At 68.1% G+C, this 25,539-nt stretch carries 21 protein-coding genes; 4 read left to right on the plus strand and 17 right to left on the minus strand.

Annotation, left to right across the window (positions count from 1 at the left end):
• Positions 1-45: 45 nt before the first annotated feature.
• Entirely contained in the window at positions 46-3,693 is a 3,648-nt protein-coding gene (locus tag LYSCAS_RS12385) for an ABC transporter permease/M1 family aminopeptidase (protein ID WP_213434336.1), read from the minus strand.
• Positions 3,690-4,595, minus strand: coding sequence for an ABC transporter ATP-binding protein (locus LYSCAS_RS12390; protein WP_213434337.1), 906 nt, complete (start codon positions 4,593-4,595; stop codon positions 3,690-3,692). The genes LYSCAS_RS12385 and LYSCAS_RS12390 overlap by 4 nt, the downstream gene beginning before the upstream one ends.
• A 130-nt stretch (positions 4,596-4,725) precedes the next feature.
• On the opposite strand from LYSCAS_RS12390, the gene LYSCAS_RS12395 reads away from it, so the two are divergent.
• Positions 4,726-5,262 carry a DUF488 domain-containing protein gene (locus LYSCAS_RS12395; RefSeq protein WP_246518233.1) on the plus strand — a complete coding sequence of 179 codons (537 nt, stop codon included), beginning with the start codon at positions 4,726-4,728 and terminating at the stop codon, positions 5,260-5,262.
• A gap of 40 nt (positions 5,263-5,302) precedes the next feature.
• On the opposite strand, the gene LYSCAS_RS12400 is transcribed toward LYSCAS_RS12395, so the two are convergent.
• The 6 genes from LYSCAS_RS12400 to LYSCAS_RS12425 form a co-directional block, all read right to left on the minus strand.
• Complete coding sequence (locus tag LYSCAS_RS12400; RefSeq protein WP_213434338.1) at positions 5,303-6,742, minus strand: efflux transporter outer membrane subunit; 1,440 nt, start codon at positions 6,740-6,742, stop codon at positions 5,303-5,305.
• Complete coding sequence (locus LYSCAS_RS12405) at positions 6,739-7,467, minus strand: SDR family oxidoreductase (protein WP_213434339.1); 729 nt, start codon at positions 7,465-7,467, stop codon at positions 6,739-6,741. Before LYSCAS_RS12405 ends, LYSCAS_RS12400 begins: the two co-directional genes overlap by 4 nt.
• A gap of 28 nt (positions 7,468-7,495) precedes the next feature.
• Positions 7,496-10,651 carry an efflux RND transporter permease subunit gene (locus LYSCAS_RS12410; RefSeq protein WP_213434340.1) on the minus strand — a complete coding sequence of 1,052 codons (3,156 nt, stop codon included), beginning with the start codon at positions 10,649-10,651 and terminating at the stop codon, positions 7,496-7,498.
• Positions 10,652-10,813: 162 nt separating this feature from the next.
• Positions 10,814-12,013, minus strand: coding sequence for an efflux RND transporter periplasmic adaptor subunit (locus tag LYSCAS_RS12415; protein WP_213434341.1), 1,200 nt, complete (start codon positions 12,011-12,013; stop codon positions 10,814-10,816).
• A complete protein-coding gene (locus LYSCAS_RS12420; protein WP_213434342.1) occupies positions 11,991-12,842 on the minus strand; it encodes an SDR family oxidoreductase in 852 nt (283 codons plus the stop codon). The genes LYSCAS_RS12415 and LYSCAS_RS12420 overlap by 23 nt, the downstream gene beginning before the upstream one ends.
• A complete protein-coding gene (locus LYSCAS_RS12425; protein ID WP_213434343.1) occupies positions 12,839-13,108 on the minus strand; it encodes a hypothetical protein in 270 nt (89 codons plus the stop codon). The genes LYSCAS_RS12420 and LYSCAS_RS12425 overlap by 4 nt, the downstream gene beginning before the upstream one ends.
• Positions 13,109-13,258: 150 nt before the next feature.
• Here LYSCAS_RS12425 and LYSCAS_RS12430 point away from each other — a divergent pair, with 150 nt between their 5' ends.
• Positions 13,259-14,314: a LysR family transcriptional regulator gene (locus tag LYSCAS_RS12430; RefSeq protein WP_213434344.1), complete on the plus strand. Its 1,056-nt coding sequence runs from the start codon at positions 13,259-13,261 to the stop codon at positions 14,312-14,314.
• A 278-nt stretch (positions 14,315-14,592) separates the two neighbouring features.
• On the opposite strand, the gene LYSCAS_RS12435 is transcribed toward LYSCAS_RS12430, so the two are convergent.
• The 6 genes from LYSCAS_RS12435 to LYSCAS_RS12460 all read right to left on the minus strand — a co-directional run bounded on the left by LYSCAS_RS12435 (position 14,593) and on the right by LYSCAS_RS12460 (position 20,272).
• On the minus strand, positions 14,593-15,015 hold the full coding sequence (locus LYSCAS_RS12435; RefSeq protein WP_213434345.1) for a GFA family protein: 423 nt from the start codon (positions 15,013-15,015) through the stop codon (positions 14,593-14,595).
• Positions 15,015-16,181, minus strand: coding sequence for a PQQ-dependent sugar dehydrogenase (locus tag LYSCAS_RS12440; RefSeq protein WP_213434346.1), 1,167 nt, complete (start codon positions 16,179-16,181; stop codon positions 15,015-15,017). The genes LYSCAS_RS12435 and LYSCAS_RS12440 overlap by 1 nt, the downstream gene beginning before the upstream one ends.
• Before the next feature lie 25 nt (positions 16,182-16,206).
• The gene (locus LYSCAS_RS12445) at positions 16,207-18,063 is read right to left on the minus strand and encodes an ABC transporter ATP-binding protein (protein WP_213434347.1); all 1,857 of its coding nucleotides are present in this window, start codon (positions 18,061-18,063) and stop codon (positions 16,207-16,209) included.
• A 117-nt stretch (positions 18,064-18,180) separates the two neighbouring features.
• Positions 18,181-19,086 (minus strand): DUF4097 family beta strand repeat-containing protein, encoded by a 906-nt coding sequence (locus LYSCAS_RS12450; RefSeq protein ID WP_213434348.1) that lies wholly within the window; start codon positions 19,084-19,086, stop codon positions 18,181-18,183.
• A gap of 53 nt (positions 19,087-19,139) precedes the next feature.
• The gene (locus LYSCAS_RS12455; RefSeq protein ID WP_213434349.1) at positions 19,140-19,679 is read right to left on the minus strand and encodes a hypothetical protein; all 540 of its coding nucleotides are present in this window, start codon (positions 19,677-19,679) and stop codon (positions 19,140-19,142) included.
• On the minus strand, positions 19,676-20,272 hold the full coding sequence (locus tag LYSCAS_RS12460; RefSeq protein ID WP_213434350.1) for an RNA polymerase sigma factor: 597 nt from the start codon (positions 20,270-20,272) through the stop codon (positions 19,676-19,678). Before LYSCAS_RS12460 ends, LYSCAS_RS12455 begins: the two co-directional genes overlap by 4 nt.
• 137 nt (positions 20,273-20,409) lie before the next feature.
• On the opposite strand from LYSCAS_RS12460, the gene LYSCAS_RS12465 reads away from it, so the two are divergent.
• Together LYSCAS_RS12465 and LYSCAS_RS12470 are read left to right on the plus strand one after the other, a co-directional pair.
• Entirely contained in the window at positions 20,410-21,924 is a 1,515-nt protein-coding gene (locus tag LYSCAS_RS12465; RefSeq protein ID WP_213437826.1) for a fumarate hydratase, read from the plus strand.
• Positions 21,921-22,316, plus strand: coding sequence for a hypothetical protein (locus LYSCAS_RS12470; RefSeq protein WP_213434351.1), 396 nt, complete (start codon positions 21,921-21,923; stop codon positions 22,314-22,316). Before LYSCAS_RS12465 ends, LYSCAS_RS12470 begins: the two co-directional genes overlap by 4 nt.
• Here the strand turns inward: LYSCAS_RS12470 and LYSCAS_RS12475 are convergent, their stop codons facing one another.
• The 3 genes from LYSCAS_RS12475 to LYSCAS_RS12485 all read right to left on the minus strand — a co-directional run bounded on the left by LYSCAS_RS12475 (position 22,317) and on the right by LYSCAS_RS12485 (position 25,480).
• The gene (locus LYSCAS_RS12475; RefSeq protein WP_244858751.1) at positions 22,317-23,597 is read right to left on the minus strand and encodes a mechanosensitive ion channel family protein; all 1,281 of its coding nucleotides are present in this window, start codon (positions 23,595-23,597) and stop codon (positions 22,317-22,319) included.
• Positions 23,598-23,632: 35 nt separating this feature from the next.
• A complete protein-coding gene (locus tag LYSCAS_RS12480) occupies positions 23,633-24,898 on the minus strand; it encodes a phospholipase D-like domain-containing protein (protein ID WP_213434353.1) in 1,266 nt (421 codons plus the stop codon).
• Positions 24,899-24,991: 93 nt separating this feature from the next.
• The gene (locus tag LYSCAS_RS12485; RefSeq protein ID WP_213434354.1) at positions 24,992-25,480 is read right to left on the minus strand and encodes a DUF456 domain-containing protein; all 489 of its coding nucleotides are present in this window, start codon (positions 25,478-25,480) and stop codon (positions 24,992-24,994) included.
• Between the last annotated feature and the right edge of the window lie 59 nt (positions 25,481-25,539).

The raw sequence follows: 25,539 nt of genomic DNA on the forward strand, positions 1-25,539 counted from the left end.
CGCGCGGGCGTCAATGGGATTTCACCCGGGGTGGGGAATGGGGCGCTATCGCGTCGCCGGACGCGCCACTTCCGCGAAATTGTCCCGGGGCCGCACGTCCACGAGCAGGGCGCGCGGATCCACGCCGACGTACCCCGGTTCGCGCGGCACCGTCACCAGGAGTGTCTGCGTCGCGCGGGTGATCCGGTGCTTCGCCAGCCACATCGGCTTGCCCGGAATCACCTGGCCGTTTTCCTGCTTCTGCGCCGGGCCGGGGTACACGCCGATCTCGACCCATTCGTCGAGTGGGCGCTCGATTTCCGCGCCCGCGTCGTCGACCAGCAGCTTGCGCGCACGTACGTCCACGGCGACCTGCCAACGACCGTCGGGCGTTCTGGTCGCCTTGGCCTGCGTCGCGGAGAGCTCCCAATACGTGTTGGCGGCGAACAGGTCGTGCAACACCGGTTGGTACTGCCTCGGCGTGACCGCCTGCAATTCGCGATACAGGTCCAGCGTGGTCGCCAAGGGCGTGCTGCCCGGCGGGTGTGCCTCCAGCAATCGGCGCAGCGCGAGGTTCACCTGGTCGCGGCCGATGTACTGGCTCAACGCGTACATCGCCAACGGACCCTTGCGGTAGTTGAGGAACTGCTCGGTCGCCCGCAGCAGCGGCGGCGATGCGCGCGAACGCGGCACTTCGTACTCGCGGCGCATCATGTCGAGGTAGGCCTGCAACTGCGCGGAGCCCAGCGTGTCCTCGACGACCTGGGTCGCCGAATACGTGGCCATGCTTTCGATCAACAGTCCGGCGCCTTCCACGCGCGCCGGCGAGAACCGCGCGCCGCCCCACCATTGATGCGCGACTTCATGCGCGGTGACGGCGAAGACGAGGTCCAGGCCATCGGGTTCGCGCGAAGGATCCAGCAGCGCGAAGCCATCGCCGTAGTCGACGAGGCCGGGTTCGGAGTGGGCGCCGATGTCGCGCGAAGCGTTCTCGACGATGCACAGCGATCGATAGGGGTAGGGGCCGTACAGGCGCGTGTAGAGCGCGAGCGACGCACACGCGCTGCGGGCCATGGTCCCGACGATGCTGTCGTGCGCGGGATGGTGGAAGACTTCGACGCCCACGCCCTGGCATTGCGCGCGCCGCACCGAGTAGCGGGCCGAGAAGAACTGCACGTCCTCGCCGATCGGCGCGTCGCTGGCGTACTGGAAATACCGGCGGCCGTGTTCGCGCCAACTGCGGCGCAAGGTGCCGGGCGCCAGTGCCACCTGGTCGTCGTCCGTGCCGACGATGGCATCGAACTTCATGCCTGCGTCGCCGGGTACGCCTGCGCGCGCCTTCAGGTCTTCCAGCACCGGCACGCGCGGCCGCGCGGGCAGGCCCTGCGTGAGGCGGTCGCCGGCTTCGCGCAATTCACGCGCAGGCTGGTAGCCGATGGTGGGCACGAAGTGCAGGGCGCTGATCCAGCTGCCATTGCCGACGATGGTCTCGTCCGCGCCACGATTGCCGAAGCCCCGTGGTGCGAAGCGCACGTCGTAGTCGAGCTGCATGGACTCGCCCGGTTGAAACGGGGTGGCCAGCTTGTAAATGCGATGTCCTAGGCGCGTGTCGTCGAGCACGCGCGTCGCCGGCCGGTCGAAGCGCAGGCTGCGCGTCTCGATGCCGTCGTCGGTGGCGGTGGCCACATGGACGGTGTCGATGGCGTGCGGAGTGGCATTGACCAGGCGATAGCGACCGCGGAAATCAGCGGCGCGCTGCTTCGGGTAGAGCTCGACGCGCATGCTCGATGCCGTGACGCGCGGTTGCGGTACATCGGCGTAACGCGCGTAGCGACGTTCGTACGCGGCCTGGTTCGCCAGGCCTGCGTCGTGCGACCGGTAATGGTTGCGCACGTTGGTGTTGTAGAGGATGCCAGTGCCCAGGCCGAGCACCGCGAGGGTCGCGAACGCAGCGGTGATCATCGTCGGGCGCGTCATGCGCGCGCGGGCCAATGCCAGCCGTGCACGAGGGTCGGATTCGCGGCCGCGCACCCACGCAAGGCGCGCCAGCACCGCCAGCAACACGGCCCAGGCGATCCAGTACGCCTTGAACGCCAGCCACGGCAGCAGCGATGCGCCGAAACCGCGGATGTCGGAGTACGACCAGTCCGGACTGGCGCCGAACACCAGCAGTTTGTGTTCGAGCCCGAGCAAGGGCGCGAACGCGATCAGCCCGTAGAGCGCCAGCGCCGCCAGCGTGCCGAGGTGCTTCTGGTTCACCACGGTGTGCACGGTCAACGCGAGCAGCGCGAACAACAGGTAGTCCGTCAGTTGCAGCCCGAGCAGGACCTTCGCGTACACGCCGATCTCGACGTGGTGGTAGCCCAGCGCGACCTGTCCGACCACGCCGGCCATGCCCAGCACGACCATCCACGCGACCAGCAACAGTGCAAGCGCCAGGAACTTCCCGACGAAGAAGACCCAATCCGGCACCGGCGCGGTGCCGCCGATTTCGCCCATGCGCGCGTCGCGCTCGCCCCACACCAGTTCGCCGGCGTAGAAGATGATCATTAACGGAATGACCATCCACACGCGGTTGCCCGGATTGGCGAGCGCGGCGGTGAGATACGTCAGCACGTGTTCGGTGCGCGGCAGCAACGGCACGCCGACCCAGTTCATGCGCGCGGGCACCGCGACGCAGGCGAGGAAGGCCACCAGTGCGAGCGGCGCGAACACGGTCCAGCCTTTCGCGAGCATGCGCAGCGAGCGCGACGCGACGGCGCGAAGTTGGTGCAGGTGCGTGGTGAAGCCGAAGTGGCGTTCGGCCTCCAGCGAGGAGGCGGAGATCGGTCGTGCACTGGGTGACTCGCTCGCAGCCTCCTGCGTCGCAGCCCGCGCCAACCGGTGACGCAACCGGCGACGCCCTTCCGCCGGATGGACGAGGCGAAACCGTCGATACGTGAAGCCAAGCGCCGCGAGGCCCGCGACCGCCCACAACAGGCGATTGCCGAGCAGCATGGGTTGCATGCCGACCAGGCGCGTGTTCGTTTCGGTCGGCGTCCACGTATCGGACAGGTGGCTGACGATGGAAATCATCCCCACCGGGTCGAGCAACCGCGCCAGGTCCTGCTGGTGCAGCGCCACCGCGACGAACGTCGCCAGCCCCATCGAGGCGAAGAACAACACCACGCTGCCGAAGTAGCTCAGGATGGCGCGACGTCCGAGCGCGGCGAACGAAAACTGCACCGCCGTCGCGATGAACGCGTTCGGGAGCGCGATCAGCAGGTACGCCAGCGCGAAGGCCGCGGGCCGCCAGGGACCGACGATGCCGGGTTCGACGTCGGGCCAGTGCATGCCGATCCACATACCTACCGGTGCCGCCAGCAGGATCAGGGCGTTGAGCGCATACGCCGCGAGGAAGCGGCCGGCCAGGTAATCGAACTTGCCGACCGGCGCGGAATAGCTGAGAGGATGCTGGCCCGTTTCGATATCGCGTGCGGCGGCGTCACCGGCGACGGACGCGCCGATGAACAGCCAGAGCAGGCAGCAGACCACCGTGGTCGAGGCGATCACCAGGGGCGCGTTGACCAGCATGTAACCGTTGCGCGCGTCATCGACGTAGTTGCCCTGGATGACGCTCCAGGCCACGAAGCACAACGCAACGACCTGGAACCACGTCGCGACGCGACGTGCCTGGTACGCGAATTCGAACCGGAAGATCTTGCCGAGCTTCATGCGGCGGCAGCCGCGTGCGCGCCGTGCTGCCCCATGTGCCCGGCCATGGTGCTGAAGTACACGTCGGTGAGATCGGGTTCCGTCGCGTCGAAGCCGGGGCCCGGCGACGCTTCTTCGTACACGTGCACGACGGTGCGGCCACCGAGCAGGGTGGTGGAGATCACCGCGTGGTCGCGCTGCACGGCCGGCAGCGCGTCCCGTGCCACCACGCGTCGCCAGATGCGGCCGCGGAGGTGGGTCATCGCGTCCTGCGGCTGCGCTTCGAGCAGGATCCGGCCGCGGTTGATGATCGCCATGCGCGTGCACAGCTCCGAGACGTCCTCGACAATGTGCGTGGACAGGATCACCACGCTGGTTTCGCCGAGTTCGCTCAACAGGTTGAGGAAACGCACGCGTTCGGCCGGATCGAGGCCGGCGGTGGGCTCATCGACGATCAGCAGTTTCGGGTTGCCCAGCAGCGCCACGGCCACGCCGAAGCGCTGCCGCATGCCGCCCGAATAGCCGCCGAGTTTCTGGTGGCGCACGTCCCACAGGTTCACCTGGCGCAGCAGCGATTCGACCACCTCGCGCCGCGCGCCCTTGCCGGCCATGCCTTCGAGCACGGCGAAGTGATCGAGCAGGGAATACGCGCTGGCATGCGGATAGACGCCGAATTCCTGCGGCAGGTACCCCAGGGTCTTGCGCACGTCTTCCTTGCGGTTCAACACGTCGAGCTCGCCGAGCATCGCGCTGCCGCTGTCGGCTTCCTGCAACGTCGCCAGGATGCGCATCAACGTCGACTTGCCGGCGCCGTTGGGCCCGAGCAACCCATACATGCCGACCGGGATCGTCAGGCTGACGCCATCGAGCGCCTGCACGCCATTGGGATAGGTCTTGCGGATGTCGCGGAGGGTGAGTTGCATGGGGCCCGGGTGGATGCGAGGTCCCGGCGAGGTTCGCGGGACGCAGTGAAGCCACGGTGGGGCGTACGTGCAGCCAACGCGAAGTGACGAACGTCACCGTGACCACCATCCACCGATGCACAATCCCGCCATGCAGACCTTGTGGACCATCGGGCACTCGACGCGGACCTGGGACGTCTTCGTCGCGATGCTGGGCGATGCGGGCATCGCAACCCTGGTGGACGTGCGGCGCTTCGCGGGCTCGCGGCGGCATCCGCAGTTTTCGGGCGAGGCGATGGGGCCGGCGCTGGCGGAGGCGGGCGTTGCCTATGTGCCGATGCCGGCCCTGGGCGGGCGGCGCACGCCGTCGGCGGATTCGCGCAACACCTTGTGGCGGAACGCGAGCTTCCGGGCGTATGCCGATTACATGGACACCCAGGCGTATCGCGCGGCGCATGAAGCACTGGCAGCGTTGGCCAATGCGTCACCGACGGCGGTGATGTGCGCGGAGGCCGTGTGGTGGCAGTGCCATCGCGGGCTGATTTCGGATGACTTCAAGGCGCACGGGTGGCAGGTCATGCACCTGATGGCGCCAGGGCGGGCGGAGGAACATCCGTGGACGGGCGCGGCGCGAATCGTTGAAGGCCGGTTGCAGTACTTCGAACCGGAAACCGGTTCATTGTTCTGAACAACGTCATCCCCGCCGAAGCGGGGATGACGGTGACGACTCACTGGCGCGCGACTTTCTCGCGCAACGGCATCCGGCCCGGCCAGCCGCCGGCCATCGCCTTGTACAGCGCGACCACGCTCGTCGTCGTGCGCGTGCGCGCATCGACGAACGCATCCTGCGCCTGCAGGCGCGTGCGTTCGGCGTCGAGGACTTCGAACAGGTCCGCGGCACCGGCTTCGTAACGCACGCGGGCCAGGCGCGCGGCATTGGCGCTGTCGACGGCGGCTTGTTCGCGATGCTGGTCTTCCACGCGCGCGCGGGCATGGATGACGAGCGCGTTCTCCGTGTCTTCCAGCGCGAGCAGCACGGTCTGGCGATAACGCGCGAGGTCGCCTTCGGCGTCGGCGTCGGCCGCCGCGATACGGGCGCGGACACGCCCCGCATCGAGGAACGACCAATCGATGCCCAGCGCGACGAGGCGGGTTTCGCTGTCGCGTTCGAACAACGCCGAGGAATCGATGGCCTGCGTGCCGATCAGCCCGCCGAGCGTGAAGCGGGGGAACAGGTCCGCCGTCGCCACGCCGATGCGCGCGGTGGCCGAGTGCAACCGCAATTCCGCGGCGGCGACGTCGGGGCGACGACGCAGCAACGCACCGGGCGTGCCGGCATCGAGGCGATCGGGCAACGCGGGCAGCGGTGCAACGCGATCGAGGTCGGCGACCAATGCGCCCGGCGGGCGACCGGTGAGCACGGCGAGGCGATGCTCCGACACCGCGGCCAGGGCTTCCAGCGCCGGCACGTTGGCCTGCGTGGCTTCGAGCTGCGCCCGTGCACGCGAGGTATCGAACTCCGTGCCGCGGCCCGCATCGAAGCGCGCCTGCACCAGCCGCAACGTCTCCGCCTGGTTGGCGGCGTTGTCGGTCGCGACGTGCAATCGTTCCTGCAAGCCGCGCAGTTCGAAATACGTGCGCGCGACTTCACCCACGATCGCCACCTGCGCCGCCGCGAGGTCCTGCGCCGACGCTTCCGCGCCCGCGCGTTCCGCTTCCACGTTGCGCCGCACGCGGCCGAAGAAGTCGAGCTCCCATGCCGCTTGCGCGTTCACCGAATACGACTTGTTGTCGCGGTCGGCGCGCGAGATGCCTGCGGCCTGGTCGGCGCTCAGGCGCGTGTCGCTCGCCGTGCCTTGCGCGGTGATGGTGGGCACCTGGTCGAACCGCGCACCACGCAACAACGCATTGGCATGGTCGTAGCGCGAGAGCGCGACGCGCAGGTCGTGGTTGGCGGCGAGGGCTTCCTCGACCAGCGAGGTCAGCATCGGGTCGTTGAAGCGGCGCCAGAATTCGTCGTCGGCCGGCGTGGCCGCGACGGCGGACGGCGCTTCGGCACGCGTGAACGTGTCGGGCGCCTGCGAGGTGGGCCGCACGAAATCCGGCCCCACCGCGCAGGCCGCCAGCAACGCGGCGGCCAGCGCAGGCACGAGGGGTTTCAAACTCACCACGGCAGGGTCTCCTCGAAGTGGACGAAGCCGCCGCTCGGGCCGTTCGCGTCGAGCAGCGCCATGCGCACGCTGGTGCGCGCACCGTCGGCGACTTCGAGATCCCCGGCACCGTTCATGTCGGTCTTCACCGACCCCGGGTGCACGGCGTTGACCTTGATCGGCGTGTCGCGCAGTTCGTGCGCGAGCTGCACGGTCCACGCGTTCACGGCGCTCTTGGACACGTTGTAGGCCGGGATCTTGATGTCGTAGATCACCGAGGCCGCATCGTTGCTGGCCGCGATCGAGCCCAGCAGGCTCGACACGTTGACGATGCGCGCGGCCGGCGCCTGCCTGAGCAGCGGCAGGAACGCGTTGGTGGTGGCGATGACGCCGAACACGTTGGTGTCGAACGTCTCGCGCCACGTGGTCATCGATTGCTCGGAGGGCTTGCGGTCCCAGTCGTCGCGCAGGACGCCGGCGTTGTTGACCAGGATGTCGAGGTGGCCGTGCTTGCGCGCGACCTCTCTCGCGGCCGTGGCGATGCTGTCGTCGTTGGCGACGTCCAGCGTGATCGCTTCGACCGACAGGCCTTCGGCCTGCAGTTTCAGCGCGGCCTCGACGGCCTTGTCGTGGTTGCGGCCGGCGAGCAGCACGTGCACGCCCTGGTTGGCGAGCTGGCGGACGGTCTCGAAGCCGATGCCGCGGGTGGCGCCGGTGACCAGCGCGATCTTGTTGGTGTTCATTGGATGCAAATCCTCATGGGGGAGGGAATCAGGCGTGGGCCGACGCAGTGGCCGGCAGGGCGTCGCGCGCAACGAGCTTGCGCAGCGCGACGTAGAACACGGGGGTGAGGAACAGGCCGAACAGCGTCACGCCCAGCATGCCGGCGAACACCGTGATGCCCGTGACCGAGCGGACTTCTGCGCCCGCGCCATGCGAGAGCACCAACGGCACGGTGCCGGCGATGAAGGCGATCGAGGTCATGACGATCGGGCGCAGGCGCAGGCGGCAGGCTTCGAGCGCGGCTTCGATGATGCCCTTGCCCTGCAGTTCGAGTTCGCGGGCGAATTCGACGATCAGGATCGCGTTCTTGCACGCCAGGCCCATCAGCACCACCAGGCCCACCTGCACGAACGTGTTGTTGTCGCCACCGGTCAGCTTGACGCCGAGCAGCGCGGACAGCATGCACATCGGCACGATCAGGATCACCGCCAGCGGCAGCGTCCAGCTTTCGTACAACGCGGCCAGCACGAGGAACGCGAGCAGGATGGCGAGCGGGAACACGATGAACGCGGCGTTGCCCTGCGTGGCTTCCTGGTAGCTCAGGTCGCTCCAGTCGAAGCCCATGCCGTTGGGCAGCACTTGCGTCGCGATCTCCGACACCTTCGCCATCGCTTCGCCGGACGACATCACGCGCGGATCGGCTTCGCCCAGCAGGTCGGCGGCGGGATAGCCGTTGAAGCGCAGGACCGGGTCGGGGCCGTAGGTCTGCTTGATCGTGACCATCGAACCGATCGGCACCATCTCGCCGTTGACGTTGCGCGTGCGCAGGTTGGCGATGTCTTCCACGTGGTCGCGGAACGGGCCATCGGCCTGCGCGATCACCTGCCACGTGCGCCCGAACATGTTGAAGTCGTTGACGTAGGCCGAGCCGAGGTAGGTCTGCAGCGTGTCGAACAGTTCCGTCAGCGGAACGCCCTGCGCCTTCGCCTTGACGCGGTCCACTTCGGCGTCGAGCTGCGGCACGTTGGCCTGGTAGCTGCTGATCGGGAAGCCCATGCCCGGCGTCTGCGCGGCCATGCCCTGGAAGCCCTGCACGGCGTTCTGCAGCGCGCCGTAGCCCAGGTTGCCGCGGTCTTCGACGAACAGCGAGTAGCCCGACCCGTTGCCGAGGCCGAGGATCGGCGGCGGCATCAGCGAGAACGCGAAGCCTTCCTGGATGCCGGCGATCTTCGCGTTGAGCTGGTCGTTGATTTCCTTCGCGGACTGGTGGCGCTCGCTGAAGGGCTTGAGCGGGAAGAACACGACGCCGCTGTTCGGGGTGTTGGTGAACTGCAGCGGGTTGAGGCCCGGGAAGGCGACTTCGTGCGCCACGCCGTCGATGCCCTTCGCCGCGGCGGCGATCTTCTTCAGCGCCGCGTCCGTGCGTTCGATCGACGCGCCTTCCGGCAGCTTCACGCCCGCGATCAGGTACAGCTTGTCCTGGATCGGGATGAAGCCGCGCGGCACCCACGAGAACACCAGGCCCGTGGCGAGCAACAGCACGCCGTACACCGCGAACACGCGGCCACGATGCGCGAGCAACCCGCCGATGCGGCCCTGGTACTGCGCCGAGCTGCGCTTGAAGAAGCGGTTGAACGGACGGAACGCCCAGCCGAACGTGCGGTCGATCCCGCGCGACAACGCATCCTTCGGCGCGTCGTGCGAGTGCAGCAGCTTGGCGGCGAGCGCCGGCGACAGCGTGAGCGAGTTGATCGCCGAGATCACCGTCGAGATGGCGATGGTCACCGCGAACTGCTTGTAGAACTGGCCGGTCACGCCCGACAGGAACGCCATCGGCACGAACACGGCGCACAGCACCAGCGCGATCGCGATGATCGGGCCGGAGACTTCCTTCATCGCCTGGTGCGCGGCTTCGAGCGGCGTGCGGCCTTCCTCGATGTTGCGCTCCACGTTTTCGACCACCACGATCGCGTCGTCCACGACGATGCCGATCGCGAGCACCAGCCCGAACAGGGTCAGCGTGTTGATCGAGAAGCCGAGCAGGTACAGCGCGCCGAACGTGCCGACGATGGACACCGGCACGGCGATCAACGGAATGATCGAGGCGCGCCAGGTCTGCAGGAACAGGATCACCACCAGCACGACGAGCGCGATGGCTTCGAGCAGCGTGGTGACGACGGCCTTGATCGAATCGCGGACGAAGATGGTGGTGTCGTAGACGGTGCGGTATTCCACGCCGGGCGGGAACCGCGTCTTGAGCTGTTCCATCTTGGCCACGACGCCGTCGCGGATCGCGAGCGCATTGGCGCCCGGCGCCTGGAACACGCCGACCGCGGCCGCGTCCATGCCGTCCAGGCGCGCGCGCAGCGTGTAGTCGCCGGCGGCGAGTTCCACGCGCGCGACGTCCGACAGGCGCACGACTTGCCCGTCATCGCCGGCCTTCAGCACGACGTTCTTGAACTCGTCGACGGAACGCAGGCGACCCTGCGCATTGATCAGCGTGAGGAAGTCGCTGCCGTTCTTCATCGGCTCGGCGCCGAGCTGGCCGGCGGAGACCTGGATGTTCTGCTCGCGGATCGCGCGCGTGACGTCGCCGGCGGTCATGCCGCGGGCGGCGACCTTGTCCGGATCCAGCCAGATGCGCATCGCGTAATCGCCGCCGCCGAAGGTCTGCGCGTCGCCCACGCCGGGCAGGCGCGCGAGTTCGTCGCGGACGTGCAGGCGCATGTAGTTGCGCAGGTACAGCGTGTCGTACTTGCCATCGGGCGAGACCAGGTGCACGACCATCAGGAACACGGGCGACTGCTTCTGCGTGGTGACGCCCTGGCGGCGCACGTCTTCCGGCAGGCGCGCGAGTGCCTGCGCGACGCGGTTCTGCACGCGCACCGCCGCGTCGTCGGCGTTGGTGCCCGGCTTGAACGTGACGGTCATCTGCAGCACGCCGTCGGAACCGGCCACCGACTTGAGGTACATCATGTCCTCGACGCCGTTGATGGTTTCCTCGAGCGGCGTCGCGACGGTCTCGGCGATCACCTTCGGGTTGGCGCCCGGATACACGGTGCGCACGACGACCGACGGCGGCACCACTTCGGGGTATTCGCTGATCGGCAGCAGCGGGATCGCGATCAGGCCGGCGGCGAAGATCACGATCGACAGCACCGCGGCGAAGATCGGGCGATCGATGAAGAATTTGGAGAAGTCCATGGGGGCTCCGGAGAGGCTGACGCGGCGGACGCGGCGTCGTTGCTGTAATTCGGAAAAGCGGGGACTAGGGGCCGGGGACTGGGGACCAGGGAAAGCAAGGCCCGGGGCAGAGCGTTCTGCTCTTCCCTGGTCCCAAGTCCCTGGTCCCTGGTCCCGTACGTGCTACTTCACCGCAACCTTCTCGCCCGCCGGTCCCGCGCCCATGACGACGACCTTCGGCGCCACCGGCATGCCCGGCATGAAGACCTTCTGCACGCCGTGCACGATCACCTTGTCGTTGGCGGCAAGGCCGGTCTGCACGACACGCAGGCCATCGATCATCCCGCCGGTCACGATGTCCTTGCGCGCGGCGGTGTTGTGCGCGCCGAGCACGTAGACGTACTTGCGGTCCTGGTCGGTGAGCACGGCCTTGTCGTCGATCAGCATCGCGTGGAAGGTGCCGCTGCCCGGGAGTTGCACGCGGGCGTACAGGCCCGGGGTGAACACGCGGTCGGGGTTGGGCACCACGGCGCGCGCGCGGATCGTGCCGGTCTTCGCATCGACCTGGTTGTCGACGAAGTCCACGGCGCCGTCGTGCGGATAACCGGTTTCGTCGGCGAGGCCGACGTGCACCGGGTTGCGCACGCCGTTGCGTTCGCCCTTGCGGGCCAGCGCGCCGTAACGCAGGTAGGCCTGCTCGTCGCTTTCGAAGTAGACGTACATCGGGTCCTGCGAAACCAGCGTGGTCAGCAGCGTGGCGTCGGCCTGGGCGAGGTTGCCTTCGGTGACCATCGCGCGGCCGGCGCGGCCGTCGATCGGCGCGCGCACCTGCGTGAACTGCAGGTCCAGGCGCGCGGCGGCGACCGCGGCTTCGGCGGCGCGCACGCCGGCGTTGCCCTGCGACGACGCCGCCTTGCGGATCTCGAACTCTTCGCGCGAGATCGCCTTGGCTTCGATCAGCGTCTGCGCGCGCTTGTCCTGCATGCGGGCGAGGGTCTGTTCGGCGCGGGCGCGTTCGAGGTTGGCGGTGGCCTGGTCGAGCGCGGCCTGGTACGGGCGCGGGTCGATCACGAACAGCAGGTCGCCCTTGCGGACGTCCTGGCCTTCGCGATACGCCACGCGCTGGACGTAACCGGAGACGCGCGGGCGCAGGTCGACGCTTTCGACGGCGGCGACGCGGCCGGTGAATTCATCCCACTGCTGCACGTCCTTCGACAGCACGGTGGCGACGCTCACTTCCGGCGGCGGCGGCGCGCCCTGCGGCGCGGCTTCGCTGTTGCACGCGGCGATCGCGGCGGGCAGCAGCGCGGACAACAGCAGCGCTGCGAGCGGAACGTTGCGCCCGCGTGCGGGCGCCTGGTCAACGGCGGGTCGGACGGTCATGGGTGTCTTCCTTGGAGGGGGAGGGAGCGGAGGGCGTTGCGATCGATCCGAGCAATGTGCGCGCGTCCTGCAGACAGCGTGATGTCAGCAGGGCCGCATCGATATCCGCGGCTTGCGGTGGGTCGTCGTCCGGGCAGGGCCCGGTACAGGTGATGACGGCTTGCGTCGGTGCGCGATCGCGACGATCGATGAGTTCGAGCACGCGGCGGCCGATGCCGTTCGCGCTCGGCCACTGCGAACAGGCGTGCGCGGCATTCGCATCCGTGCGCACCGGCCATTGCAGCGACAGCAGCTGCAGGCGCACGCCGAGGGCGCGGGCTTCGTCGTGCAGCACGCGCGCGAGCATGTGCAGTGCGGCGGCGCCGACGGAGCGATGGCCGTAACCGGCCCACGGACGTTCGCCGCCCGGGCCGTCGATGAGGATGTAACCGCCGGTGCGGCCGCCCTTCGCGAGCAGCGGCAGGAGATGGCGCGCGGCGGCGAGGTGGGCGATCACGCCCTTGTCGATCGCTTCGCGCAATGCGTCGGACGATGCATCGAGCAAGCGGCCGCGCTCGCGTTCGGTGCACAGCGCGGCGACCACGCCGTCGATCGGACGGTCGAGCTTGCGGAGCTTGGCGGCCAGCGCCGCGGCGCGACGTTCGCCGTCGAGCGTGGCCACCAGGGGAAGAAAGTCGGCGTGCGCATGCGTTCCCTGCATCTCGCGCAACCCATCGCGGTCGGAGGACACCGCGATGACGGGCCGACCGGCATCGAGCGCGGCGCGGACCACGCCCCGCCCGATGGCACCGGTCGCGCCGAGGACCAACAAAGCGGCCCGGGCGGTCATTGTCCCGCTCCCGGGATGTTTTCTCCCGAATATGGGATGAGGCTCCGGGCGAGGTCGTGGCGCTGGAGCGCGCCGGCCACCGCGAGGACGAGCACCAGCAGCGGCATGCCGACCAGGAACGCGAGCACCCAGGCCATCAGCCAGGCCTGGCCGTTGCCACCGGACATGGCTTCGCTGATCGCGGCAAAACCCAGCCAGCCCAGCACCGCCAGCGCGGCGATGAGGAGCGGGAGGACGAAGAGGCGGGTACGCTGCACGACGGACATGGCACGGTGGGTCGGGTGGGGATGGCGCACACCTTAGGCTTGCAGGTGGCACTTGATTAGCCGGCAAATCGGGGAATAATTGTCCCGGCCCCGGTCCAATCGTCCCTGCGACGATTCCCTCCCCGCCGGGGGCCCAATCAGGAGCAGTGCATGGCTCGCGATCTCAACGACACCCTGATCTTCGTCAAGGTGGTCGAACACGGCAGTTTCATTTCCGCGGCGCGCGCGCTGCGCCTTCCCAAGACCACGGTGAGCCGCAAGGTGCAGGACCTCGAAGTCCGCCTCGGCGCACAACTGTTGCATCGCACGACGCGCAAGCTCGGGCTCACCGAGGCGGGCAACATCTATTACGAACATTGCCAGCGCATCGCGCGCGAGCTCGACGAAGCCGAGAGCGCGGTGGGCCAGTTGCAGGGCGGCCCGCGTGGTTGGTTGCGCATCACCGCGCCGTATTCGATGGGCATCGAATGGATCGCGCCGCTGCTCGGCGAATTCCATGCGCGCCATCCGGAAGTGCGCGTGGAGATGGTGCTCAACAACGAGCCGCTCGACTTGATCGACAAGGAAATCGATGTCGCGCTGCGCGTAGGCAACCTGCCGGATTCCAACCTGGCTGCGCGCCGCCTCGCGGTGCTGCGCACGCAGGTGTACGCCAGCCAGCGCTATCTCGAGGAGCACGGCGAGCCGCTGCATCCGGACGACCTGCAACACCATTCGACGCTGGCGATGCAGAAGCAGCGGCGCAACGGGTTCGGGTTCGCCTGGCCCTTGCACGATGGCACGCAGTCCACCGATTACCGCATCGATCCGGTGTTCGTGGCCAACGATCCGGCGGGGTTGCGCGGTGCGTTGCTCGGCGGCGAGGGGTTGATGCTCGCCAACGACATCATGATGAAGCCGTACACGGCCAACGGGTACGTGCGGCGCGTGCTGCCGGCGTGGAACGGGCCGGAGTACGAGTTGAACGCGGTGTTCCCGCGCGGGCGCGTGCAGTCGCCGAAGGTGCGGGCGTTCGTGGATTTCCTGGTCGAGCGCTTGAACTTCGATGTGGACTTCATGCAGCAGGCGGTGTGCCCGGGCAAGAGCTGCAGCGAGGTGGGCAAGGTGCCGGCGATGGACAATGCTTATCGGTTGGCGTTGCGGAAGGTGGCGGATGATGTGGCGCCGGCGCCGGTGCGGCCGGAAAAAGAAGTCGCGTCGGCCTGAGGCTGTCATCCCCGCGAAGGCGGGGATCCATGGGGCGCTGCAGAAGCCCGCCTGGGGTGAAGACCGCGTCGCCCGAACCCGCGGCGGGGTAAGAATTTCTCGCCGACGTGGCGGCGAAAATTCTCACCCCACCACGGGCTGGGGCATCACCTTGCGCGCCTTTTCGATCAAGGGGCCGACCTTTGCATGAGGTCGCTGGCGTGCGTGGTGACGCACGCACAACCCAATCACTTCTTTCGCGGCAATCAAGAGCGGGATCCCTGCAGGGTCACTTGCGCTCAGTCGGCGAATTGCACGTCTGCGATCCAGCGGGCGCTGCGGCGCGACAGCCTTGCGTCCAGGGATTCGCCTTCTACGCTGCTGTCGCTGCGGTCGAAGAGGGCCGCATCGATGTTTTCGAAGGTGTTGATGTTGACGACTGCGTACGTGCGGGCGTCGATGGTGCTTGTTGCGAGCGGGACGACGCCGCAGCGTGTGCAGACGTGGAAGTCGGCGGTGTTCGTGCCGAAGGCGTAGCGCGCGATGTGCGCGGGGTCTTCGATGTGCACGCGCAGGCGGGCGTCGACGTGCGAGGTCCAGGTGGCGCCATGCTTGCGGCAGAAGGTGCAGGTGCAGGCGCGTGCGGGGATGCGCGCGGCTGCGGCGGGCCAGGTCAGGTCGAAGCGCAGGTTGCCGCAATGACAGGCGCCGTGGAGCTCCATTACTTCATGCCGGGTGGTGTGAGGCGCAGGAGCTTTCCGTCTTCTTCGTCGGTCAGCACGTACACCTGGCCGTCGTTGCCGACGCGCACGTCGCGGATGCGCGCGCCCTGGTCCTGCAGCAGGCGTTCTTCGCCGACGATGGTGTTGCCTTTCAGCGTGAGGCGGATGAGGTTGGATTCGGCGAGCGAGCCGAGGAACAGGCTGTCGTTCCAGGCGTTGCCGGGGCGGCCGGTGTAGAACGCCAGGCCCGAGAGGCCGGGGGATTTCTTCCAGTAGTGGTGCGGCTGTTCCATGCCGGGCGCGGCGGTGCCGACGGATTCGGAAATCTTCAGGCCGGAGTAGTCGATGCCGTAGGTGATGATCGGCCAGCCGTAGTTCTTGCCGGGTTGCGGCAGGTTGATTTCATCGCCGCCCATCGGGCCGTGTTCGCTTTCCCACAACGTGCCGGTGCGCGGGTCGAGCGCGAGGCCCTGCATGTTGCGGTGGCCGTAACTCCAGATTTCGGGCCGTGCATCCTTGCGGCCGACGAAGGGATTGTCGCGCGGGATGCTGCCGTCTTCGTTGAGGCGCACCAGCTTGCCCTGCAGCTTGTCGAGTTGCTGCGCGAGCGGTCGGTACGTGCGCTCGCCCTGCGTGATGAACAGGTGGCCGTGGCCGTCGAACACCAGGCGCGAACCGAAGTGGCTGCTGCCGGAGAGCTTGGGTGCCTGGCGATAGACGACGCGCATGTTTGCCAGCGCGTTGTCGTTCAACGTGCCGCACGACACCGCGGTGCCGGCCGTACCGTCGTCGCCGGGCTCGGCGTAACTCAGGCACAGGCGATGCGAGGTCTTGTAATCGGGCGCGAGCACGACATCGAGCAAGCCGCCCTGGCCTTGCGCGAACACCGTGGGGACGCCGGCGATCGGTTCACCGATGCGGCCCTGCGCATCGAGGTGCCGCAGGCGGCCATCGCGTTCGGTGACGAGAAAGCCGCCTTCCGGCAGCAACGCGACCGACCACGGATGCGACAGGCCATGCGCGAGGGTTTCGACGCGCATGCCGTTGCTGGCGGTCGAGGCTTGCGGTGCCGCGGCCGATCCGGCGGGCGCCGCGGCGGGCGATTGCTGCGCACTGCAGGCGCAGCCCGCGACGACGGCCAGGAACAACAACGCACGGGGTGCCATGGCGGTTCTCCTCGTTCGCAACGGGTCAACGATAGCCTGCCGCCTGCAATTCGAACAATTCGGCGTAGCGGCCGCCTTCGGCCAGCAATTGCGCGTGCGTGCCGCTGGCCTCCAGCCGTCCTTCGGCGAGCACCAGGATGCGGTCGGCCATGCGCACGCTGGAGAAGCGGTGCGAAATCAACACGGCGGTGCGGTCGGTCGAGAGTTCCTTGAAGCGCTGGAACACTTCGAACTCGCTGCGCGCATCCAGCGCGGCCGTAGGTTCGTCGAGGATCATGACCTGCGCATCGCGCATGTACGCACGCGCGATCGCGATCTTCTGCCACTGGCCGCCGGACAGATCCACGCCGGTGCGGAAGCGTCGGCCGATGACCTGGTCGTAGCCCTGCGGCAACCCCGCGATCACTTCGTCCGCGAACGCGCGCCGCGCGGCGTCTTCCACGCGCGCGCGATCGTCCATCGCTTCGATCTGGCCGACGCCGATGTTTTCGCCGGCCGTCAGGTGATAGCGCACGAAGTCCTGGAAGATCACGCCGATGTTCGCGCGCAGGTCGTCGAGGTCGTAGTCGCGCAGGTCGCGGCCGTCGAGCAGGATGCGGCCTTCGTCGGGGTCGTACAGGCGCGCGAGCAGTTTCACCAAGGTGGTCTTGCCGGCGCCGTTCTCGCCGACGAGCGCGAGCACTTCGCCCGCGTGCAGTTCGAAGTCCAGGCCGCGCAGCGCCCAGCGCTCCGCATCGGGATAGCGGAATCCGACGTTCTCGAACCGGAAGCCCTTCGCGATCGGGCGCGGGATCGGCAACGCGTCGGGCTTCGAACGGATCTCGGGCTGGATCTCGAAGAACGAATACAGGTCGTCCAGGTACATCGCCTGGCCCGCGACCTGGGAAAACCCGATCAGCAGGCTTTCGAGCAACTGCCGCAGGCGGCGGAAACTGCCGGCGAGGAAGGTGAGGTCGCCGATGCTGAAATCGCCGCGCACCGTGCGCCACGCGATGTACGCATACGCCAGGTAGTAGCCGAGCGTGCCGAGCGCGCCGAGCAGCGTGCCCCACACCGCGCGGCGGCGGGCGAGGGCGCGGTTGGCGAGCATGAACTTCGTCGAGAGCGTCTGGTAGCGCGCGATGAAGTACTTGTGCAGGTCGAAGATCTTCACTTCCTTCGCGGTCTCGACGCTCGCGCCCATCTGGCGGAGGTATTCGAGCTGCCGGCGTTCCGGCGTCCACTGGAAGTTGAGCGAATAGTTGAGCGCGTTGAAGTGCGACTCGCCGACGAACGCCGGCACCAGCGCGATCGCCAGCAACACCATCAGCCACGGCGCGTACACCAGCAGCCCGGCGGCGAAACTCACGACGGTGATCGCGTCCTGCGCCTGCCCGAACAACTGGCTGAGCAGGTTCATGCGGCCCATCGTCTGGCGGCGCGCGCGGTCGAGCTTGTCCTGCAGGTCGGGATCCTCGAAGTCTTCGAGGTCCAGCGTCGCGGCGTGTTCCATCAGGCGCACGCTGGTCGCGTTGGTGAACATCTCCGACAACACCGAGTCGGCGTAACTCACCAGGCGTGCGAGCAGGTCGGCGAGGATCGCGAGCGCGAATTCGCTGAGCAGCAACATCGCGAGGTGGTCGAGCTGGCCGCTGCGCCACGCCTCGGGCAACGAATCGATGCCGAGTCCGCGGCCGACCAGGCGCACGGCTTCGTCGATGATCAGCTTGCCGATGTAGAGCGTGGCGATCGGCAGCAATGCGCGGATCAAGCGCAGGCCGAGGCTCGCGATCGTCAGCCCGCGGCTGGTCGCCCAGATCTCGCGCAGGAACGGCGGAAGGTTGCGCAGGGCGCTGACGCGTTCGCGCAGGGACGGGTTGGATGGGCGGGCAGGCTCGGCCATTGCCGCAGTCTGCGGGGACGCCCGTGAAGCCGGGGCCCGGAAAAAGAAAAAGCCGCGCATCGCTGCGCGGCTCTCGTCCTTGCCCCGGTCCCTGGTCCCAGGTCCCCGGTCCCGGCTTTATTCGAAGATCAACTCCGCATCGCCGGAGAACGTCTCGATCCGGATCTGCCCGGACCCCGTGCCGTAGCGGTGTTCGAAGCTCGCGCCCGGGCCGTACTTCGGACGTTCGATTTCCGCGCCCGGGGCTTTCAGGTCGCCGCTGAAGGTTTCGCCCGACGCGCGCGCCGAGGTGGCCTTCGGCAGGCGCAGGTGCAGGTCGCCGCTCACCGATTCGGCCTTCAGTTCGCCGCCGTCGAGCAGGCCGGCGCGCACGGTCACATCGCCTGACACGGTGGAGGCGGCGATGCGGCGCAGGCGCTGGCCGTTGGCATCGGCCTGGATGTTGCCGGACACGGTTTCCACGTGCATCTCGCCGGTGAGCTTGCCGCGCAGTTCCAGGTCGCCGCTGACGGTGGTGGCGCTGACTTCGCGGCTGTTGAGCGTGAGGCGCAGGTCGCCGCTGACGCTTTCGATGTCGGCTTCGCGCGGCGCGCCGGCGACGACGACGTCGCCGCTCACGCTGTCGATCTGCAGCGATTCGCCGGCGGTGCCGAGCACGTCGACGTCGGCGGACACCGCGTCGATTTCCAGTTCGGCCAGCACGGGCACGTTGATGATCAGCTCGGTCGGCTCGGTCTTGTTGTCGCCGCCGCCCCAGCCGCTGCGCTTGGGATATTCGACGCGGATGCTGAGATCGCTCTCGTCGCCTTCGATGGACAGCTTCTCCACGCCCTTGCCGAGCGTGCCGCCGATGTGGACTTCCGGCTTGTCCCACACGCGGACCTGGATGCGGCCTTTCACGTTGTCGATTTCGATGTGCCCGCGCTTGTCGAGGGGACGGGTCTGGTCGATCGGCGTGCCCGCCCACGCCGCGGGTGCGGCCATGCAGGCGATCAGGGCGACGGTGATGAGCTTGCGGGTCATGGGGTGTTCTCCGGAAAAGTCGTGCAAATGCGTTCGGCTGGAATGTGTGTTGGTCATGTGGCGAGCGTGGCGATCCGCTGGGTGAGCGCCAGGCGGCGGGTATAGGTGCGTTGCAGGCGGTCGAGGAGGAAGCGCGCGTCCGGATCGCGCTGGAGCGCGGTGCGGATCTGCGCGGCGCTGCGATCCAGGACCTGCAGTTCCGGCGCGACCGAGGTGCGGCGCGTCGGCACGCCGGTATCCATCACTTTCAGGGCGGCCTGGTATTCAAGCGTCATCGCATCGGCTTCGCGGGCGAGCAACTGGTGGTGCGGGTCGTTGCCGGACGCACCGGTCGGCGCGGGCGCCGGACGCAGCTGCCAGGTGAGGCCGGCGACCAGCGCCAGCGACGCGGCGATCGCGAAGGGCACGAGGCGCTTGTTGCGCAGCGGCACCGTCGGGCTGGCCGGGGCGCGTTGCGGCGTCGCGGCCAGGCGCTGGGCGATCGATGGCCACAAGTCGGTGGACGGCGGCAGGTCGCGGCGCAGCGCGCGCAGTTCCCAGCGCAGGGCGTCGGGCAGCGGAGTCGGGGCGTCGTCGTGCTGGATGTCGATCATCGTGCTTCTCCAAGGCGCGTGCGCAGCAATCCGCGCGCGCGGTGCAACTGGGCTTTCGAACTGCCGACCGCCATGCCGAGTTCGGCGGCGATCTCTTCGTGCTTCCAGCCTTCCACGTCGTGCAGCACGAGGACGGCACGGGCCCGCGGGGGCAGGGTGGCCACCACGCGTTCCAGGTCCATCGACAGGGCGGTGACGTGCCCGGCCGAATCGATGCTGCCGAGGTTGTCCAGCGCATCTTCGTCGTCGCTGGCCTGCGGCCGGCTGCGGCGCGCGCGCAATTCCATCAGCGCGGTGTTCACGGCCAGGCGATGCAGCCAGGTGGTGAACGCACTCTCGAACCGATACCCCGGCAGCGCCTGCCACGCGCGGACGAAGGCTTCCTGCGTCAGGTCTTCCGCGCGGCCGGCATGGCCCCCGACGAGGCGGGCGATGACGCCGTGGACGCGACCGCTATGCCGGCGATACAGCGCCTCGAAGGCGGTCATGTCGCCGCGGCCGGCGGCACGCACCAGCACGCCGTCCGGATCCTCGGCGGGCACGGGCGCGGCAGTGGTGGCGGGTGTCCATTCGGTCACGGCGGAAGTCAGCATACCCAGTCCGATGCGCTGGCCAGCCGCAAGGTTTAGAAGGCCCCCGCGCCCCGGGCCGGGATAGAATCGCGCCCCTCGCATCCCGTCCCCGGCTGTCCGTGACCCCCCACCAAGCTTCGCCGCGCCCCGCGGGCCCCGTGTCGATCCGCCAGGAAGACCTGGTCCAGTCCATCGCCGACGCGCTGCAGTACATCTCGTACTACCACCCCGTCGACTACATCCGGAACCTGTCCGCCGCCTACGACCGCGAGGAAAGCCCGGCCGCGAAGGACGCGATCGCCCAGATCCTGATCAATTCGCGCATGTGCGCCGAAGGCCACCGGCCGATCTGCCAGGACACCGGCATCGTCACCGTGTTCCTCACCATCGGCATGGACGTGCGCTGGGACGACGCGACGATGGGCGTGGAAGACATGGTCCACGAAGGCGTGCGCCGCGCGTACAACCATCCCGACAACAAGCTGCGCGCGAGCGTGCTCGCCGATCCGGCGGGCAAGCGCACCAACACGAAGGACAACACGCCCGGCGTGGTCAACGTGAAGGTGGTGCCGGGCAACACCGTCGACGTGATCGTGGCGGCGAAGGGCGGCGGCTCGGAAGCCAAATCGAAGTTCGCGATGCTCAATCCGTCCGACTCGATCGTGGACTGGGTGCTCAAGACGGTCCCGACGATGGGCGCCGGCTGGTGCCCGCCGGGCATGCTCGGCATCGGCATCGGCGGCACCGCCGAGAAGGCGATGCTGCTGGCGAAGGAAGCGCTGATGGAGCCGATCGACATCGTCGAGCTGCAGCAGCGCGGCGCGTCCAATCGCGCCGAGGAACTGCGCCTGGAGTTGTACGACAAGGTCAACGCGCTCGGCATCGGTGCGCAGGGCCTGGGTGGCCTCACCACCGTGCTCGACATCAAGGTCAAGGATTACCCGACGCACGCGGCCAACCTGCCGATCGCACTCATCCCGAACTGCGCCGCCACGCGCCACGCGCATTTCACGCTCGATGGCAGCGGCCCGGTGATGCTGGACCCGCCGTCGCTCGAAGACTGGCCGACGCTCACGTACGACGCGTCGAAGGGCCGTCGCGTGGATCTCGACACGCTGACGAAGGCCGACCTCGCCACGTGGCAGCCCGGCGAAGTGCTGCTGCTCAACGGCAAGCTGCTCACCGGTCGCGACGCCGCGCACAAGCGCATCGTCGGCATGCTCGACAAGGGCGAACCGCTGCCCGTCGACCTGCGCGGGCGTTTCATCTACTACGTCGGCCCGGTCGATCCGGTGCGCGACGAAGTCGTCGGCCCCGCGGGCCCGACCACCGCCACGCGCATGGACAAGTTCACCGAACAGGTGCTCGAACAGACGGGCCTGCTCGGCATGGTCGGCAAGGCCGAACGCGGCCCGGCGGCGATCGAGGCGATCCGCAAGCACGGCTCGGCCTACCTGATGGCGGTGGGCGGCGCGGCGTACCTGGTGTCGAAGGCCATCAAGGCGGCGAAGGTCGTCGCGTTCGAGGACCTGGGCATGGAAGCGATCTACGAATTCACCGTGCAGGACATGCCGGTGACGGTCGCCGTCGATTCGCAGGGCACGTCGGTGCATCGCACCGGCCCCGCGGAATGGCAGGCGCGCATCGGCAAGATCCCCGTGGTCGTCGAGTGATCGCGCCGGCCATCCTCGACGGCGAGGGGTTCAAGGTCCGCATCGAACACCACTACGGCTACCTGCGTGCGTACGTGCACGACGGGCGCGACTCGCTGCAGGTGTCGATCGCGATGTGGAAGCTGTTGTCGGAACAGTGCGCCAAGCATGGCGTGAAGCGCCTGCTCGTGGTCGAGGACCTGGCGTCCACGGTGGACGTCGACGACATCGCGAAGGTGGTCGATGCGATGGCGGATTTCGGCTTCGCGAAGATCCGCACCGCGTTCGTCGAATTGCAGTCCGACATCCAGGGCAGCGAGCTCGGCGAGATCCTCGCGAGCGAGCGCGGCGTCACCGTGCACGTGTCGGGCGACGAGGTCGCCGCGCGCCACTGGCTGATGTACGGCGAGTAGTTACTGCGGCGTCGCCGCGTTGCGGTCGTCCAGCAGGTTTTCGGCATCGTTCGCGCGCTGCGCGGCGGCCAGTTGCGCGTCGATTTCCTTGTCCACCGACGTGTCGGCGGGCGCGGCCTGTTCTTCCTGCGGCGCGTGCATCGGGATTTCCGCCGCCGGCGGCTGCGTGCCCGCGCGGCGCACGCCGTGGTCGTCCAGCGCGCCTTTCACCGCGCGCATCGCCGCGCTGCGCGTGCGCGCGACGCTGTTGGCCTTCTGGTCCACCCAGCCGAAGAACTGCACCGTCATGCGATCGGGCAGGTATTCGGTGACGAGCGCGTAGGGCGCCGGATCGGCCAGCACGCCTTCGATGCCTTCCACCGCGGCCAGGCCGACGCGTTGCGCATCGCCGACCGAGGCGTTGGGATCCAGCGGCACGAGGAAATCGAACCGGCGCTTCGGGTTCTCGGTGTAGTTGAGCACCACCGAGCGGAACACGAGCGCATTCGGCAACGCGATCTGGTTGCCGTCGAGCGTCATCAGCAGCGTTGCGCGCGAGGTGAGCGCGACCACCTTGCCTTCGTGCACGCGATCGATCAGCACGTGGTCGCCCGGCGCGAACGGCCGGCGCAGGCTGAGCAGGATGCCGGCGACGTAGTTCTCGGCGATGTCCTTGAACGCGAAACCGAGCACCAGGCCGATCACGCCCGCCGAGCCCAGCACCGCGCCCACCAGCGACGAGGCGCCCAGCAGGTCGAGCGCGATCAGCACGCCCGCCAGCACCACGGCCCACTGCACGATGCGCTGCACCAGGCCTTCCATGTACGGGTTGTCGCTGTGCACGCGCTGCAGCCAGCGCGTGCGGCGCGACAAGGCGCGGCCGATCCACACGCTGGCCAGCACGATCAGCAGCGCCACGATCAGCAACGGCGTGGCGGCCACCAGGCGCACCAGTTTTTCGCCGACCGCCGTCCACGCCACCGCGAAGCGATCCTTGAGGCGCGCGCTCAACGTGATGCGGTTTTCGACGCTGCTCACGCCCGGCGTCTGCGCCGCGATGGTGACGGCCAGCTTGAGGTCGGCCGGCGCGATCACTTCGCCATGCAGCAGCGCGACGCCGTCGATGACGCTGGATTCGACGTCGCGCAGTTCCGGGACGGCGTCGAGGCGCGCGTCCAGGCGCTTGCCGGTGGCGAGGTCGGACGCGACGGTGGTCGCCGGGGCGGGCGCCACCGTGGCGGGCGTGGCGAAGGCGAAGGCGCTCAGCGAAACGAGCAGCAGCGCTGCGAAGACCCGGACCATGGACACCGTCGAGCGTGGGGGACGAGCGCCGGAGTCTACAACTGCGACTTGATGGGCAGCACGAACTTCTCGTACAGCTTGTCCTTCAAGGGACGGTTCTTCCACGTTTCGTACGTGTAGCGCTGCGTCGGCTTGAGGTCCTGTTCGAACACTTCCGTCATGCGCTCGGCGAAGGCCGGGTCGTAGGCGTTGAGGCTCGCTTCGTCGTTGAGCTGGAAGCTGCGCAGGTCGAAGTTGGTGGAGCCCACCGAGACCATCAGCTTGTCCACGATCAGCATCTTGTTGTGGAACATGGTCGGTTCGTATTCGTAGATCTCGATGCCGGCCTGCAGCATCGGGCCCCAGTCGGCCTTGGACGCGTGGCGCGCGGCGTCCGAATCGGTGTTCTTGCCCGGCACCAGCACGCGGATCTTCACCCCGCGCTTGCGCGCGGCGAGGAACGCCTGCGTGATCAGCTCGTCGGGGATGAAGTACGCCGCTTCCAGGTCGATCGTCTTGTCGGCCGCGGCGATCGTCATCAGGTACATCAGGTGCATGCTCTCGCTGCCGCCGCTCGGCGAGCTGGTGAACATGTGCGCATCGATGTCGCCCACTTTCTCGAGCGCGGGGAAGTTGTCGACGCCGTTGAGCACTTCGCCCGTCGTCTTGATCCAGTTGTCGTTGAACGCGGCCTGGAACTGCGCCACCACCGGGCCTTCGACGCGGAAGTGGATGTCGCGCCAGTGGTCCTTGTCCTGCGCGTTGCCTTGCCAGGGATCGCCGATGCCCACGCCGCCGGTGAAGCCGATGCGCCCGTCCACGATCAGCAGCTTGCGGTGCGTGCGGTTGTTCATGCGCGCCAGGTTGTACCAGTGCAGCGGACGGTAGCGCTGGACGTTCACGCCCGCGGCCTGCATCTGCTTGAGCAGGGTCTCGTCCATGTTGTAGCTGCCGGCCCAGTCGATCGTGACGTGCACTTTCACGCCGGCCTGCGCGCGCTCCGACAGCGCGGCGGCGAACTCCTTGCCGATCTGGCCTTCCCACCAGATGTAGGTTTCGAAGCTGATCGTCTTCTTCGCGCCGCGGATGGCGTCCAGCATCGCCGGGAAGATCTCCGCGCCGTTGTTGAGGTCCTTGATGGTGTTGCCGGAGATGATCGCCGGCCCCATCAGCACGCCCATCTCGCGGCGGAACTGCGGGTCGTGCACGGCGAAGCGGTGCTCGACCTTGCGCTCGAGTTTTTTCTCCGGCTTGGCGAAATTCAAGCCGAGGATCACGAGAAAACCGGTCACCAGGACCGTGATGACGATCGTTGTCAGCATGCGCTTCCTGCTCCAGACCATGGTGCCCCCACGAAGTTGCGCCACGGTACGGAAGCGGCTGCACGCCGCATGTGAATGCGCAGGCCGCGCGCGTCAGTAATACCAGTCGAACGCGAACACCCCGAGCATCGCGAACGCGAGCCCCAGCTTCAGCACCACCGCGAGCACGATGCCCAGCCACGTGCCGAAGCCGACCTTCGTCGCCTGCGGCAGGTCGCGGCCGTGCAGCAGTTCGCCGATCAGCGCGCCGGCGAACGGTCCGATGAACAACCCGAACGGCGGGAACACGAACAGGCCCGCGAACGTGCCGAGGATCGCGCCGATGATCGCCTTGCGACTCGCGCCGACCCGCTTGGCCCCGTGCGCCGTGGCCCAGAAGTCGATCGCGAACGACAGGGCCGTCATCAGGCCGAGGATCACGAGCGCGACCGGCCCGACTTGCTGGAAGCCCCCGGCCCACGCCGCCAGCAGCATCCCGGCGAACACCAGCGGCAAGCCGGGCAGGGCGGGAAGCACCACGCCGACCAGGCCGACGATCACGAGCAGGGCGGCGAGGCCGTAAAGCAGGGTTTGCGGGGGCATGCGAAGGGCCTCTGGCAGGGGGTTGGGGGGCGCATTCATGCCCGTTGCATTTTCACGGA

Source organism: Noviluteimonas caseinilytica (assembly GCF_018406605.1).
GTDB classification, from domain to species: domain Bacteria; phylum Pseudomonadota; class Gammaproteobacteria; order Xanthomonadales; family Xanthomonadaceae; genus Noviluteimonas; species Noviluteimonas caseinilytica.

What these genes read in the sequence shown, in the direction of transcription:
- LYSCAS_RS12405 (WP_213434339.1), bottom strand. Translation starts at nt 7,467, where the DNA reads ATGAACACCAACAAGATCGCGCTGGTCACCGGCGCCACCCGCGGCATC.
- LYSCAS_RS12480 (WP_213434353.1), bottom strand. Translation starts at nt 24,898, where the DNA reads ATGCTGACAACGATCGTCATCACGGTCCTGGTGACCGGTTTTCTCGTG.
- LYSCAS_RS12475 (WP_244858751.1), bottom strand. Translation starts at nt 23,597, where the DNA reads ATGGTCCGGGTCTTCGCAGCGCTGCTGCTCGTTTCGCTGAGCGCCTTC.
- LYSCAS_RS12390 (WP_213434337.1), bottom strand. Translation starts at nt 4,595, where the DNA reads ATGCAACTCACCCTCCGCGACATCCGCAAGACCTATCCCAATGGCGTG.
- LYSCAS_RS12450 (WP_213434348.1), bottom strand. Translation starts at nt 19,086, where the DNA reads ATGACCCGCAAGCTCATCACCGTCGCCCTGATCGCCTGCATGGCCGCA.
- LYSCAS_RS12395 (WP_246518233.1), top strand. Translation starts at nt 4,726, where the DNA reads ATGCAGACCTTGTGGACCATCGGGCACTCGACGCGGACCTGGGACGTC.
- LYSCAS_RS12485 (WP_213434354.1), bottom strand. Translation starts at nt 25,480, where the DNA reads ATGCCCCCGCAAACCCTGCTTTACGGCCTCGCCGCCCTGCTCGTGATC.
- LYSCAS_RS12445 (WP_213434347.1), bottom strand. Translation starts at nt 18,063, where the DNA reads ATGGCCGAGCCTGCCCGCCCATCCAACCCGTCCCTGCGCGAACGCGTC.
- LYSCAS_RS12425 (WP_213434343.1), bottom strand. Translation starts at nt 13,108, where the DNA reads ATGTCCGTCGTGCAGCGTACCCGCCTCTTCGTCCTCCCGCTCCTCATC.
- LYSCAS_RS12415 (WP_213434341.1), bottom strand. Translation starts at nt 12,013, where the DNA reads ATGACCGTCCGACCCGCCGTTGACCAGGCGCCCGCACGCGGGCGCAAC.
- LYSCAS_RS12420 (WP_213434342.1), bottom strand. Translation starts at nt 12,842, where the DNA reads ATGACCGCCCGGGCCGCTTTGTTGGTCCTCGGCGCGACCGGTGCCATC.
- LYSCAS_RS12460 (WP_213434350.1), bottom strand. Translation starts at nt 20,272, where the DNA reads ATGCTGACTTCCGCCGTGACCGAATGGACACCCGCCACCACTGCCGCG.
- LYSCAS_RS12440 (WP_213434346.1), bottom strand. Translation starts at nt 16,181, where the DNA reads ATGGCACCCCGTGCGTTGTTGTTCCTGGCCGTCGTCGCGGGCTGCGCC.
- LYSCAS_RS12410 (WP_213434340.1), bottom strand. Translation starts at nt 10,651, where the DNA reads ATGGACTTCTCCAAATTCTTCATCGATCGCCCGATCTTCGCCGCGGTG.
- LYSCAS_RS12385 (WP_213434336.1), bottom strand. Translation starts at nt 3,693, where the DNA reads ATGAAGCTCGGCAAGATCTTCCGGTTCGAATTCGCGTACCAGGCACGT.
- LYSCAS_RS12430 (WP_213434344.1), top strand. Translation starts at nt 13,259, where the DNA reads ATGGCTCGCGATCTCAACGACACCCTGATCTTCGTCAAGGTGGTCGAA.
- LYSCAS_RS12455 (WP_213434349.1), bottom strand. Translation starts at nt 19,679, where the DNA reads ATGATCGACATCCAGCACGACGACGCCCCGACTCCGCTGCCCGACGCC.
- LYSCAS_RS12435 (WP_213434345.1), bottom strand. Translation starts at nt 15,015, where the DNA reads ATGGAGCTCCACGGCGCCTGTCATTGCGGCAACCTGCGCTTCGACCTG.